General features: G+C 70.5%; 12 protein-coding genes. 3 read left to right on the top strand and 9 right to left on the bottom strand.

The features are described 5' to 3' along the window. Positions 1-22: 22 nt before the first annotated feature. The 3 genes from B4U46_RS22065 to B4U46_RS22055 all read left to right on the top strand — a co-directional run bounded on the left by B4U46_RS22065 (position 23) and on the right by B4U46_RS22055 (position 3,209). A complete protein-coding gene (locus B4U46_RS22065) occupies positions 23-1,300 on the top strand; it encodes an MFS transporter (protein ID WP_079429430.1) in 1,278 nt (425 codons plus the stop codon). Between the two features lie 93 nt (positions 1,301-1,393). After that, the gene (locus tag B4U46_RS22060; RefSeq protein ID WP_079429429.1) at positions 1,394-2,119 is read left to right on the top strand and encodes a L,D-transpeptidase family protein; all 726 of its coding nucleotides are present in this window, start codon (positions 1,394-1,396) and stop codon (positions 2,117-2,119) included. An 85-nt stretch (positions 2,120-2,204) separates the two neighbouring features. Next, complete coding sequence (locus B4U46_RS22055; protein WP_079429428.1) at positions 2,205-3,209, top strand: sigma-70 family RNA polymerase sigma factor; 1,005 nt, start codon at positions 2,205-2,207, stop codon at positions 3,207-3,209. On the opposite strand, the gene B4U46_RS22050 is transcribed toward B4U46_RS22055, so the two are convergent. The 9 genes from B4U46_RS22050 to B4U46_RS22010 all read right to left on the bottom strand — a co-directional run bounded on the left by B4U46_RS22050 (position 3,105) and on the right by B4U46_RS22010 (position 12,828). Beyond that, a complete protein-coding gene (locus tag B4U46_RS22050; RefSeq protein WP_079431912.1) occupies positions 3,105-3,431 on the bottom strand; it encodes an STAS domain-containing protein in 327 nt (108 codons plus the stop codon). The two genes, B4U46_RS22055 and B4U46_RS22050, sit on opposite strands and share 105 nt — an antisense overlap. Before the next feature lie 69 nt (positions 3,432-3,500). After that, on the bottom strand, positions 3,501-4,091 hold the full coding sequence (locus B4U46_RS22045) for a Uma2 family endonuclease (protein ID WP_079429427.1): 591 nt from the start codon (positions 4,089-4,091) through the stop codon (positions 3,501-3,503). Positions 4,092-4,185: 94 nt separating this feature from the next. Then, positions 4,186-5,463 carry a thymidine phosphorylase gene (locus tag B4U46_RS22040; protein WP_079429426.1) on the bottom strand — a complete coding sequence of 426 codons (1,278 nt, stop codon included), beginning with the start codon at positions 5,461-5,463 and terminating at the stop codon, positions 4,186-4,188. Positions 5,464-5,586: 123 nt separating this feature from the next. Further along, a complete protein-coding gene (locus tag B4U46_RS22035; RefSeq protein ID WP_079429425.1) occupies positions 5,587-5,991 on the bottom strand; it encodes a cytidine deaminase in 405 nt (134 codons plus the stop codon). Next, positions 5,988-7,253, bottom strand: coding sequence for an ABC transporter permease (locus B4U46_RS22030; protein WP_079429424.1), 1,266 nt, complete (start codon positions 7,251-7,253; stop codon positions 5,988-5,990). The genes B4U46_RS22035 and B4U46_RS22030 overlap by 4 nt, the downstream gene beginning before the upstream one ends. Further along, positions 7,250-8,365, bottom strand: a complete 1,116-nt coding sequence (locus tag B4U46_RS22025) for an ABC transporter permease (RefSeq protein ID WP_079429423.1) — start codon at positions 8,363-8,365, stop codon at positions 7,250-7,252. The genes B4U46_RS22030 and B4U46_RS22025 overlap by 4 nt, the downstream gene beginning before the upstream one ends. Further along, entirely contained in the window at positions 8,362-10,062 is a 1,701-nt protein-coding gene (locus tag B4U46_RS22020) for an ABC transporter ATP-binding protein (RefSeq protein ID WP_185117196.1), read from the bottom strand. The genes B4U46_RS22025 and B4U46_RS22020 overlap by 4 nt, the downstream gene beginning before the upstream one ends. Positions 10,063-10,285: 223 nt before the next feature. Next, positions 10,286-11,353 (bottom strand): BMP family lipoprotein, encoded by a 1,068-nt coding sequence (locus B4U46_RS22015; RefSeq protein WP_079429421.1) that lies wholly within the window; start codon positions 11,351-11,353, stop codon positions 10,286-10,288. A gap of 230 nt (positions 11,354-11,583) precedes the next feature. Further along, on the bottom strand, positions 11,584-12,828 hold the full coding sequence (locus B4U46_RS22010; RefSeq protein WP_079429420.1) for an amidohydrolase: 1,245 nt from the start codon (positions 12,826-12,828) through the stop codon (positions 11,584-11,586). Positions 12,829-12,885: the final 57 nt, after the last annotated feature.

Genomic DNA, 12,885 nt, shown 5'->3' with positions numbered 1-12,885 from the left:
AGGGTGGGCTTACGGTCGTTGCATGCCTCCCGCTCATACCGGGGCACTCGTCATCCCGGGTGCCTCCACCGCGTCGTCCCCCGAGCCCCTCTCCCCCGGCCGCCCCGGCTACCGCCGGATGAGCCTCGCGCTCTTCGCCGCCGGACTGGCGACCTTCGCCCTCCTCTACTCCACCCAGGCCCTGCTCCCGGCGGTCTCCGCCGGCTTCGGCGTGACGGCCGGTCAGGCCAGCTGGACGGTCTCCGCGGCCACCGGGGCGCTCGCCCTGTTCGTGCTGCCGCTGAGCGCGCTGTCCGAGCGGTTCGGGCGGACCCGGATGATGACCTGCTCGATGGTGGTGGCCGTCGGCATCGGCCTGCTGGTGCCGTTCGCGCCGGGCCTGGAGTGGCTGGTGGCGCTGCGCGCGGTGCAGGGTGCGGCGATCGCCGGCATCCCCGCCTCCGCGATGGCGTACCTGGCGGAGGAGGTCCGGCCCAAGGAGCTGGTCGGGGCGATCGGCCTGTTCGTGGCCGGCAATTCCATCGGCGGCATGAGCGGCCGCATCGTCACCGGCTGGGGCGCCCAGCTGTGGGGGTGGCGGGGCGGGCTGCTCGCCGTCGGCGTGATGGCGCTGGTCTGCGCGGTGGCCTTCCTGGTGCTGCTGCCCCGGGCGCGGTTCTTCCGGCCGGCCTCGCTGAACCCGCGCGCGGTGGGCCGTACGGTCGCCGGGCACCTGCGGGACCCGCTGCTGCTGCGGCTGTACGGGATCGGCGCGCTGTTCATGACGGTCTTCGGGGCGGTGTACACGGTCATCGGCTACCGGCTGGTGGAGGCGCCGTTCTCGCTGGGCCAGGGCCTGGTCGGCTCGATCTTCCTGATCTACCTGGTGGGTACGGCCTCCTCGGCGGCGGCCGGGCAGCTGGTGGCGCGGACCGGGCGGCGCGGTGCGCTGTACCTGGCGGTGACCACGACCGCGCTGGGGCTGCTGCTGTCGCTCGCCGACTCGCTGTGGCTGATCCTGCCGGGGCTGGTGCTGATCACCGCCGGGTTCTTCGCCGGGCACGCGGTGGCCTCGGCGGCGGTGAGCCGGACGGCGAAGACCGGCCGGGCGCAGGCCTCGGCGCTGTACCAGTCCGCGTACTACCTGGGCTCCAGCGCGGGCGGCACCCTGGGCGCGCTGGCGTACCACGCCTCGGGGTGGGCGGCGACGGTCGGGATCGCGCTGCTGGCGGTGCTGGGCGTCGTCTCGATCACCCTGTACGGGTCCCGCGCGGCCCGCGCCGAACGCCGGATGCCGGCCACGGCGGCGGCCGCTCGCTGAAGTTCCGTCGGAGTCCTATCCGCCGTGCCCGCCGCGCTCTAGCGTGGTGGGCACCGGCGTCCCCAGGGTGCGGGCGCGGCAGGGGAGGGATCGATGGCGGGGATACGCGTAGGCGTGCGCGCGGGCCGGCGGGCCGCGGTGGTGTTCGGCGGGGCGCTGGCGCTGGCGGCGCCGCTGGTGGTCGCGGGGGGCGGTGCGGCGCAGGCCGCGGAAGCGGCCGCCTCGTGCAACGTGACCACGGGGCCGTACCAGCGGCAGGTGGAGCAGTTCCTCGGGCGGCCGGTGGACGGGGTGCAGTCGGCGGCCGACTGCGCCGCCATCCAGTCCTTCCAGGCCACCCACGGGATCACCCCGACGATGGGGTACGCGGGGCCGCTGACCTGGCAGACGATGAGCACCATGCTGGCGCAGCGGGCGGCCGGGAAGAACCCGAACGCCGAGGGGAAGTGCCCCACCAACCTGGGGCGGATCGCCTGCGTCGACCTGACGCGGCAGCTGAGCTGGATCCAGGACGGGGCGACGCTGAAGTACGGGCCGGTTCCGGTGCGCACGGGCAAGGCGGAGACCCCGACGCGGACCGGGCTGAAGAAGATCTACTACCGCAGCATCAACCACTGGTCGACGATCTACAACGTGGCGATGCCGTACGCGCAGTTCTTCGACGGGGGCATCGCCTTCCACTCGGTGGAGAAGAGCATGTGGAACCCGCCGGGTTCGGGCGGCTGCGTGAACATGACGACGGCCGACGCCAAGGCGTACTGGAACATGCTGACCAACGGCGAGGACGTGTTCGTGTACGGGCGCAAGCCCGGCACCTGACGTACGGCGCGGCGCTGCGGCTGCCGTTGTCAGACCCCTCGGGTAGTTTCCGGAGTGACGGACGACACCCTGGGGGACGGCAGCCATGAGCGACCTCGCGACCACCACCTCCCCGGAGCTCGACGCGGCGATGGAGCGCTACCGCGTCGAGCTGACCGGGTACTGCTACCGGATGCTCGGCTCGGCCTTCGACGCCGAGGACGCGGTGCAGGACACGTACGTCCGCGCCTGGCGGGCGTACGGGAAGTTCGAGGGCCGCTCCTCGCTGCGGTCGTGGCTGTACCGGATCGCCACGAACGTCTGCCTGGACCTGCTGAACGCGGGGAACAAGCGGGCGCGGCCGATGGACCTCACCGCCCCGCAGCACCAGGCGTCCGCCGTGCTGAACGAGCGGCCCGAGGTGACCTGGCTGGAGCCGGTGCCGGACGGGCGGGTGCTGCCGCAGACCGCCGACCCGGCCGAGATGGCGCTGGCGAAGGAGTCGGTGCGGCTGGCGTTCGTGGCGGCGCTCCAGCACCTGCCGGCGAAGCAGCGGGCGGTGCTGATCCTGCGGGAGGTGCTGGCCTGGAAGGCGGACGAGGTCGCGCAGCTGCTGGAGACGACGGTGGCCTCGGTCAACAGCGCGCTCCAGCGGGCCCGGGCCACCCTGGCGGGGCAGGCGCTGCGGCCGAGCGATCCGGCGGACCCGCTGGACGCGGACCAGGCGAAGCTGCTGGAGCAGTACCTGTCCGCCTTCGAGGCCTACGACATCACGCGGCTGACCGCCCTGCTGCACGAGGACGCGGTGCTGTCGATGCCGCCGTTCGACCTGTGGCTCCAGGGGCCGCAGGACATCGCGGCATGGCATCTGAACCAGGGCATCGGGTGCAAGGGCTCGCGCCTGATACCGACCACGGCGAACGGGCTGCCGGCCTTCGGCCAGTACCGTCCGCGCGAGGACGGCCGGCCGGGGCACGTGCCGTGGGCGCTGCAGGTGCTGGAGGTGTCAGAGGGCCGCATCGTCGGGCTGAACGCCTTCCTGGACACCGCCCGGTGGTTCCCGCTGTTCGGGCTGCCCGAGGAGCTCGACGAGGCCTACGAGGTCCAGTAGGGCCCGGAGGGCGGGGGTCGCGCCGGTGAGCCGAAGGCTGCCGCCCTGGCGGCGCGCGGTCAGCGCCATGCGCGCGAGCGCTTCGAGGGTGGGCAGGTCCGGGAGGGTGAGCAGGCTGAGGTCACATCGGACCTCTCGCACGCCCCGGCGGTAGCGGGCCACGAGTGCCTGGCACAAGGCCGGAACGTCTTCGGCTCGCAGCGTGGGCCCGGGCAGGGGCATCTCCTCGGTGATCGTCACGCAAGGGTTGACCACTGCCCGCGCCGGAACTCATCGGTAGGCCGTGACCGGCTACGGGCGGGGGAAGCTGAAGGTGTCGAGGGTGAGGTCGAACGGATCGGGGAGATGGACGGCCTCACCGAACTTGCCCGCGTGGAGGACGCGGTACTTGCCGTCGCTGGGTTCACCGTAGAGGTGGATCGTGGGGCTGCCGGTCGCGTGCGGGTCGATGAGGAGGTAAAGCGGCACGCCGGCGGCGGCATAGCCCTTCAGTTTGGCGACGCGGTCGTTGACGGCATTGGACCTGGAGGTGATCTCCACCGCGAGCTCGGCCGCGGCCGCAGCAACGAAATTCTCCCCGTTCGGGACCTCTGACCTCGGCAGGATCACGAGGTCCGGGATGTAGAGGCCGCTGCGGCTCGGGACAGCCAGGTTGAGGGTCTGGAAGACCTCCCAGTCTTCGGGGATCACGGTGTACAGGCGGCGCTGTACCGCTACCGCGATCAGGTTGTGGTCGTTGACGGGTGGTGGTGCCACGGTGACGATCCCCTCGATGATCTCCACCTTGCAGCCCTTCGGCACGTCCATCCCCTCCCAGAGGCGGACCACCGAGTCCCAGTCGTCACCGCTCGGGGGCTGGTGCTCGACTGCGAGTGCGCTCATGGTGTGCTCCTATCGGTTCGGCACCGATCCCAGCATGCCGAACGGGACCGGCAGGGGTCCACCGGTCCCGTTCACCCGAAAGGGAAGCCGCAGGTCAGGCGATGCGGTCCAGGACGATCGGCGTGGCGGTGAACTCCGTGCCGGCCGGGGCGACGTCGTAGCTGCCCTCCAGCGAGGCCAGGGCGTAGTCGAACTTCTCCGGGGTGTCCGTGTGCAGGGTCATCAGCGGCTGGCCGGCGGTGACGGTGTCGCCGGGCTTGGCGTGCAGCTCGATGCCCGCGCCCGCCTGCACCGGGTCCTCCTTGCGGGCGCGCCCCGCGCCCAGGCGCCAGGCGCCCACGCCGACCGCGTACGCGTCGAGGCGGGTCAGGACGCCCGACGCGGACGCGGTGACCACGTGCTGCTCGCGGGCGACCGGCAGGGCCGCGTCCGGGTCGCCGCCCTGGGCGGAGATCACCCGGCGCCACACGTCCATGGCGGAGCCGTCGGCGAGGGCCTTCGCCGGGTCGGCGTCCTTGATGCCGGCGGCCGTGAGCATCTCCTGGGCGAGGGCGATGGTCAGCTCGACCACGTCGGCGGGGCCGCCGCCGGCCAGGACCTCGACGGACTCGCGGACCTCGAGGGCGTTGCCGGCGGTGAGGCCGAGCGGGGTCGACATGTCGGTGAGCAGGGCGATCGTCTTGACGCCGCTGTCGGTGCCCAGGGCCACCATCGTGGAGGCGAGCTCGCGGGCGTCCTCGATGTTCTTCATGAAGGCGCCGGAGCCGACCTTGACGTCCAGGACGAGGGAGCCGGTGCCCTCGGCGATCTTCTTCGACATGATCGAGGAGGCGATCAGGGGGATGGCCTCGACGGTGCCGGTGACGTCGCGCAGGGCGTAGAGCTTCTTGTCGGCGGGGGCCAGGCCGTCGCCGGCCGCGCAGATGACGGCGCCGGTGGTGTCGAGGACGTTCAGCATCTCCTCGTTGGAGAGCAGCGCGCGCCAGCCGGGGATGGACTCCAGCTTGTCGAGGGTGCCACCGGTGTGGCCGAGGCCGCGGCCCGACAGCTGCGGGACGGCCGCGCCGCAGGCGGCGACGAGCGGGGCGAGCGGGAGGGTGATCTTGTCGCCGACGCCGCCGGTGGAGTGCTTGTCGGCGGTGGGGCGGGAGAGGGAGTCGAAGTTCATCCGCTCGCCGGAGGCGATCATCGCGGCGGTCCAGCGGGCGATCTCGGCCCGGTTCATGCCGTTGAGGAGGATGGCCATGGCGAGCGCGGACATCTGCTCGTCGGCGACGATCCCGCGGGTGTAGGCGTCGATGACCCAGTCGATCTGCTCGGGGCTCAGCTCACCGCGGTCCCGCTTGGTCCGGATGACGGAGATGACGTCCATGAGGTGACTTCCTTCTACGCGCATAGAGATGAGGGGAGGGAGGTTCAAGGATTTCCAGGCGGGGGTCGAGCCCGGCTCGAAGACGGCCGACGGCCCTCCGCCCGGCTGGGCGGAGGGCCGTCGTCACGGCTGTCTGAGGTGGTCGGGCCCGAAGGCCTGCGGCAGCATCGCGCTCAGCGGGAGGATCCCGTCCGGTGTCTCCACCAGCAGCTCCGGGCCGCCGAACTCGTAGAGCAGCTGGCGGCAGCGGCCGCACGGGACGAGGATCTCGCCCTTGCCGTCCACGCACGTGAAGTGGGTGAGGCGGCCGCCTCCGGTGGCCTGGAGGGAGGAGACCAGGCCGCACTCGGCGCACAGGCCGAGTCCGTAGCTGGCGTTCTCGACGTTGCAGCCGGTGACCACGCGGCCGTCGTCGACCAGGGCGGCCACCCCGACCGGGAAGCCCGAGTACGGGGCGTAGGCGCGGGTCATCGCGTCCCGCGCGGCCGTCCGCAGGGCTTCCCAGTCCACCGCCGGAGCCGGGGTCACTTGCCCTGGCCCTTGCGGTACGGCATGCCGTCCGCCTTGGGCATGCGCAGGCGCTGCGCGGACAGGGCGAGCACCAGCAGGGTGGTGACGTACGGGGCGGCGTCCACGAACTGGCTGGGCACCTGGTCGGTGAGCGCGTACCAGACGAAGAGCCCGGCGGCGCAGAGCGCGGCGATGCCAGCCTGGAGGTACTTCTTCTTGTACAGCTGCCAGGCGACGGCGAGCACGAGCAGGATCGCGATGAGCAGGAGCATCGCGTGCACGTTCTCGGCGCCGCCGCGCAGGCGGAGGCTGTAGGTGAAGCCGAAGAGGCCCGAGCCGAGGGCCATGCCGCCCGGCATCCAGTTGCCGAAGATCATCGCGGCGAGACCGATGTAGCCGCGGCCGCCGGTCTGGCCCTCCTGGTAGATGCCGGTGGAGACGATCGCGAGGAACGCGCCGCCGAGGCCGGCCATCGCACCGGAGACGATCACGGCGATGTACTTGTACTTGTAGACGTTGACGCCGAGGGATTCGGCGGCGACCGGGTTCTCACCGCAGGAGCGCAGGCGCAGACCGAACGCGGTCCGCCACAGCACCCACCAGGTCAGCGGGACCAGCAGCACGGCGACGACGGTCAGCAGCGAGAGGTTGGTGACCAGACCGCCGAGGGCGCCGGCGGCGTCGGAGATCAGGAACCAGTGCTTGCCCTGGAGCGTCGCCAGTCCGTCGGAGAGCCCTGGAATGGTGATCTCGGTGATCGGGTCGATGCGCGGGGACTGCTTGGAGGAGCCGCCCGGGGTCTTGTCGAAGGTGAAGTTCGACAGGTACTGGGTGAAGCCGACGGCCAGGATGTTGATCGCCACACCGGAGACGATGTGGTTCACGTTGAACGTCACGGTGATGATCGCGTGCAGCAGGCCGCCGAGGGCGCCGCCGACGATGCCGAGGACGACACCGGTCCACGGACCCCACTGGTAGCCGGCCCAGGCGCCGAACCAGGTGCCGAGGATCATCATGCCTTCGAGGCCGATGTTGACCACGCCCGCGCGCTCGGCCCACAGGCCGCCGAGGCCCGCGAGGGCGATCGGCACGGCGAGCTGGAGGGCGCCGGAGAACTGGCCGACGGAGGTCAGGTCGTTGGCCCCGGAGATCAGGCGGACCACGGAGACCAGCGCGAGGCCGGCCGCGATGATCAGCAGGATCCAGGGCAGGGTGAGCTTGCGGCGGCCGCCGCCCTTCTTGGGCGCGGCGCTCGTCGCGGAAACGGTGCTGGTGCTCACGCCGCGACCTCCTTGTTGTCGGTCTTGAGGGCATGGCCGGCGGCCAGCTCTTCGCCGACCTTCTGCTGCTGGCGGCGGATGCCGTAGCGGCGGACGAGCTCGTAGCTGACGACGACGGCGATCACGATCAGGCCCTGCATGATCGTGCCGATCTCCTTGGCGTAGCCCTCGGTGTCGAGACCGGCGGACGCCTTGTCGATGAAGGCGATCAGGAAGGCCGAGAAGAAGATGCCGATCGGGTTGTTGCGCCCGAGCAGAGCGACGGTGATGCCGGTGAAGCCGACACCCAGGGGGAAGGACAGGTTGTACGTGTGCGACTCGCCGAGCAGCAGCGGCATACCGGTCAGACCCGCGACCGCGCCCGAGATGAGCATGGCGGTCATGATCATCTTCTTGGGCTCGACGCCGGAGGCCTGCGCGGCGGACTCGCTGGCGCCGGAGGCGCGCAGGTCGAAGCCGAAGCGGGTCCGGTTGAGGACGAACCAGTAGACGACGCCGAGCGCGAAGGCGACGAAGGTGAAGCCGTAGATGTCGCCGCCGGGCAGGGAGACGGCCGGGAACCAGCCGGACTCCGGGATGTCACCGGTGGTGAGGTCGTTCGAGCCGGCCGGCTGCACGCCGAGGTTCTTCGGCAGGATCAGCCAGGCGATCAGCGAGGTCGCGATGGCGTTGAGCATGATCGTGGAGACGACCTCGCTCACGCCGCGGCGGGCCTTGAGGATGCCCGCGATACCGGACCAGAAGGCGCCGGTCGCCATGGCGATGACCACGATCAGCAGGATGTGCAGCGGGGCGGGCAGCGAGACCGCCGCGCCGACCACGGCGGAGAGCATCGCCGCGAGGCGGTACTGGCCGTCCACGCCGATGTTGAAGAGGTTCATCCGGAAGCCGACGGCCACGGCCAGGGCTGCCAGGAAGTAGATGCCGGCCTGGTTGATGATCAGGACCTGGATGTCCTCGTAACCCGCCTGCTCGATCATGATCCGCAGCGGGTCGATCGGGTCCACGCCCGAGGCGGCCAGCACGATCATGGTCAGCACCAGGGCGCTGACCAGTGCGAGCACCGGTCCGGCGGCTGCCAGGAGCAGCCGGTCCTTGTCGAATTTCTTCATCGGGCCTCGTCCTCCGTGGTGTCGCCGTCGACCCCGGCGGAGTGGTCGTCATGGGCTTCGAGGTGCCCGCTGGCGGCGCCGGTCATGGCGGTGCCGAGCTCCTCGGGGGTGATCGTCGCCGGGTCGGCGTCGGCGACCAGACGGCCGCGGTAGATGACCCGGAGGGTGTCGGACAGGCCGATCAGCTCGTCCAGGTCGGCCGAGATCAGGAGCACGGCCAGGCCCTCGTGGCGGGCCTCGCGGATGGCGTCCCAGATCTGCGCCTGCGCGCCGACGTCCACACCGCGGGTGGGGTGGGCGGCGATCAGGAACTTCGGGTTGTGGCTCATCTCGCGGCCGACGATCAGCTTCTGCTGGTTGCCGCCGGAGAGGGAGGCCGCGGTGACCTCGATGCCGGGGGTGCGGACGTCGTACTCGCGCACGATCCGCTCGGTGTCCTTGCGGGCGGCCTTCGGGTCGAGGATGCCGCCCTTGGAGTTGGGCTTCTCGGTGACGTGGCCCAGGATGCGGTTCTCCCAGAGGGGGGACTCCAGCAGCAGGCCGTGCCGGTGGCGGTCCTCGGGGATGTAGCCGATGCCGCCCTCGCGGCGCTTGCGGACCGGCATCCTGGTGATGTCGGCGCCGTCGAGGGTGATGACGCCCGCGTCGGGGGTGATCATGCCCATGAGGGCCTCGATCAGCTCCGTCTGGCCGTTGCCCTCGACGCCGGCGATGCCGAGGATCTCGCCCTTGTGGATGGTGAAGCCGATCCCGTCGAGCAGGAGGCGGCCGGCGACCGGGGCCTCGCGCAGGTCGGTGTCGGAGTCGCCCAGGGCGGGCGCGGAGGTCTCGGGGGCGGTAACGGTGCCGGACTCGGCGACCGTCAGGCCCTCGACCGTGAGCATCGGGGTCGTGGTCACCGTGGACTCGCGGGTCTCCGGCGAGGGCAGCTCGGTGCCGACCATGAGCTCGGCGAGCTGCTTGGTGGTGGCCGTCTTCGGGTCGGCGGTGCCGACCGTGGTGCCGCGGCGGATGACGGTGATGTCGTCGGCGACCTTCAGCACCTCGCCCAGCTTGTGCGAGATGAAGATGACCGTCAGGCCCTCGGCCTTGAGCTCGCGCAGGTTGTCGAAGAGCGCGTCCACTTCCTGCGGCACGAGCACGGCGGTGGGCTCGTCGAGGATGAGGGTCTTGGCGCCGCGGTAGAGGACCTTGAGGATCTCCACGCGCTGGCGGTCGGCGACACCGAGGTCCTCGACCAGGGCGTCAGGACGCACGCCGAGGCCGTAGGCGTCCGAGATCTCCATGATCTTCTTGCGGGCCTTGCCGCCGATGCCGTAGAGCTTCTCGCCGCCGAGGACGACGTTCTCCAGCACGGTGAGGTTGTCGGCCAGCATGAAGTGCTGGTGGACCATGCCGATGCCGCGGGCGATGGCCTCGCCCGGGTTGTTGAAGGAGACCTGCTCCCCGTCGACGGCGATGGTGCCCTCGTCCGGCTTCTGCATGCCGTAGAGGATCTTCATCAGGGTCGACTTGCCGGCCCCGTTCTCACCGATGAGGGCGTGGACCGTGCCCTTGCGGACGGAGATGGCGATGTCCTTGTTGGCGACGACGCCGGGGAAACGCTTGGTGATGCCGTGCAGTTCTACGGCGAGAGGGGGGCTGGACGCGTTGATGACGCACTCTCCTTGGCGCGGAAGGAGCTGGAAATAAGCCAAGTTGGCAGGAGGACAGGGCGGGATCGGCCGGGCGGGGGGCGGGAGGAGGACGGTATCGCGTCCACGGTGCCTCTACGCGCGTAGCACTGTCGGAAGTGAAAACTTGCGGCCAACTGGCCACAAGTCCGCACGGACCGGGGGCGAAGACGTGGCTCGGGGTCCGGGAGCGGGTTGACCGCTTCCGGACCCCGGAGACCACGACTCACGCGTCAGATCAAGGGCCTTACGGCGCGGTCTTGACGGTGATCTTCTTGGCGATGATGTCGGCCTTGGCCTTGTCCACCGCGGCGGTGAGGTCGGTCATCGCCTTGTACTGCGGGTTGGAGTCGGCCAGGGCGACACCGTTCTTGTCCAGGCCGTAGCGGACCTCGCCGGACTCCGGCTTGCCGTCCTTGACCGACTTGATCAGGTCGAAGACGGCGAGGGAGACGTCCTTGGTGACCGAGGTCAGGATGTGGTCCTTGTACTTCGCCAGACCGGGCTGGTTGTACTGGTCCGAGTCGACACCGATGGCCCACTTGCCCGCGGTGGAGGCGGCCTCGATGGCGCCCGAGCCCGCGAGGCCGGCGGCGGCGTAGATCACGTCGGCGCCACCGTCGAGCTGGCCCTTGGCGGCGGCCTTGCCGAGGTCGGGCTTGGCGAAGCCCGAGAAGTCCGGCGGCTGGGTCAGGTAGGCCGACAGCACCTTGGCGTTCGGGTTGGTGTCCTTGACGCCCTGCTCGAAGCCCGCCTGGAACTTTTTGATCAGCGGGACCTCGACACCGCCGATGAAGCCGACCGTGCCGGTCTTCGACGCCTTGGCGGCGGCGACGCCGGCCAGGTAGGAGCCCTGCTCCTCGTTGAAGACCAGGTTGGCGATGTTCGGGCCGGTCTTCGAGGTGTCGTCGATGATGCCGAACGTGGTGTTCGGGAACTTCTTCGCGACCTTCTCGATGGCCGGGGCGTAGGAGAAGCCGACGCCGATGACCGGGTTGTTGCCCTTGCGCGCCAGCTCGGTGAGGCGCTGGACCTTGTCGGCCTCGCTCTCGCCCTCGGTCGGCTCCGCCTCGGCGGTCTTGATCTTGAGTTCCTTCTCGGCCTTCTCCAGGCCCGCGTAGGCGGCGTCGTTGAACGACTGGTCGCCACGGCCACCGACGTCGTACGCGATGGCGGCGCTGGCGGCCTTCGAGCCCGAGGACGAGGAGGACGAGGACGAGGCGTCCGAGGACTTCTTTCCGCCACAGGCGGTGGCCGAGAGGGCCAGCGCCGCGGACGCGATGCCCACGGTGGCGATCCTGGTGATCCGGCGCAAGGGGAGGCTCCTTCAAAACCTGACCGAAGCGCCACGACCGGCGCTGGTTTCGCGGCGATCGTAACGCGCGTAGATGTCAGTTAAAGGCCCGTTCATGAGTCGTTATCGGATCGTCGTGAACCGGACAGTGACCGATTGGTAACCGCGGGGACGTCCAGCCCTTGTGTACCAAGGGCTGGACAGGATCGACAGAGGACCTGCGGATGCTGTACGGAGATTTACTTGATTTTTTACGTGGAGGGCCTTGTACGGCGCCCGTCAAGCAGTGCCGCGGCCGTGAAGAACTCCACGCCGACCTCGATCGCGGACTCGTCGACGTCGAAGTCGCCCCGGTGCAGGTCCCGCTTGGCGGTGTCACCGGGCTTGCGGACGCCGAGGCGGGCCATGGCGCCGGGGACGTGCTCCAGGTACCAGGAGAAGTCCTCGCCGCCGAGGCTCTGCTCGGTGTCCTCCACCGATTCGACGCCGCGCCGGGCCGCCATGGACTCCCGCAGCAGCTCGGTGACCACCGGGTCGTTCACCACGGGGGGCACCCCGCGCACGTGGTTGATCTCGAACTTGGCCCCGTGCATCGTCGCGACCTCGTCGATGGCCGCGTGGATCATGTCCGGGGCCTCGTACCAGGCGTTCAGGTCCAGGCAGCGGATCGTGCCGGAGAGCTCGGCGTGCATCGGGATCACGTTGCACGCGTGCCCGGCCTCGATCCGGCCCCAGGTGACGGACATGCCCGAGCGGGCGTCCATCCGGCGGGCCAGCAGGGCCGGCACGTCCACGGCGACCCGGGCGGCGGCCGTGACCATGTCGGTGGTCAGGTGCGGGCGGGCGGTGTGGCCTCCGGGGCCCGTGAGGGTGACCTCCAGCCGGTCGCAGGCCGAGGTGATCGGGCCGGAGCGCAGCCCGATCCGTCCGGCGTCCACGCGCGGGTCGCAGTGCACCGCGATGATCTGGCCGACGCCCTCCAGCACCCCGGAGTCGATCGCCTCGGTGGCCCCGCCCGGCAGCACCTCCTCGGCGGGCTGGAACAGCAGCCGCACCGGGCGCGGGAGCAGGCCCTGGCGGTCGAGCTCGGCGAGGACCAGGCCGGTGCCGAGGACGACGGAGGTGTGCACGTCGTGGCCGCAGGCGTGCGCGCGGTCCGGGACGGTGGAGCGGTACGGGACGTGCGTCTTGGCGTCGGGGATGGGCAGGGCGTCGATGTCCGCGCGCAGGGCCAGCATGGGCCGGCCCCCGTCCCAGGTGCCGACGTCACAGATGAGGCCCGTGCCGGACTTCAGCACCCGTGGTCGCAGCCCCGCCTTCTCCAGCCGCGCCTTGATCGCCGCCGTGGTGCGGAACTCCTGGTGTCCTAGTTCGGGGTGCATGTGCAAGTCGCGACGGAAGGCGATCAGTTCGGCACGCAGGTGATCCGGAAGCTTGCCGGGCAGCTCGGGCCGGTCGGGCTTGCCGGGCAGGGCGGGCAGGGACTCGCGGGACATCAACTGGTTCACCCGTTTAAGGGTAGGCGCACGGATGGGTCAACTGTCTGGAGATCA

The organism is Streptomyces katrae (assembly GCF_002028425.1).
GTDB lineage: Bacteria > Actinomycetota > Actinomycetes > Streptomycetales > Streptomycetaceae > Streptomyces > Streptomyces katrae_A.
Note: the sequence above shows the minus strand (reverse complement) of the source record. Positions and strands in the feature narration are given on the sequence as shown.

Excerpts from the sequence above, each read along its gene's own strand:
- B4U46_RS22065 (WP_079429430.1), top strand. The coding sequence starts at position 23 with ATGCCTCCCGCTCATACCGGGGCACTCGTCATCCCGGGTGCCTCCACC.
- B4U46_RS22060 (WP_079429429.1), top strand. The coding sequence starts at position 1,394 with ATGGCGGGGATACGCGTAGGCGTGCGCGCGGGCCGGCGGGCCGCGGTG.
- B4U46_RS22055 (WP_079429428.1), top strand. The coding sequence starts at position 2,205 with ATGAGCGACCTCGCGACCACCACCTCCCCGGAGCTCGACGCGGCGATG.
- B4U46_RS22050 (WP_079431912.1), bottom strand. The coding sequence starts at position 3,431 with ATGCCCCTGCCCGGGCCCACGCTGCGAGCCGAAGACGTTCCGGCCTTG.
- B4U46_RS22045 (WP_079429427.1), bottom strand. The coding sequence starts at position 4,091 with ATGAGCGCACTCGCAGTCGAGCACCAGCCCCCGAGCGGTGACGACTGG.
- B4U46_RS22040 (WP_079429426.1), bottom strand. The coding sequence starts at position 5,463 with ATGGACGTCATCTCCGTCATCCGGACCAAGCGGGACCGCGGTGAGCTG.
- B4U46_RS22025 (WP_079429423.1), bottom strand. The coding sequence starts at position 8,365 with ATGAAGAAATTCGACAAGGACCGGCTGCTCCTGGCAGCCGCCGGACCG.
- B4U46_RS22010 (WP_079429420.1), bottom strand. The coding sequence starts at position 12,828 with ATGTCCCGCGAGTCCCTGCCCGCCCTGCCCGGCAAGCCCGACCGGCCC.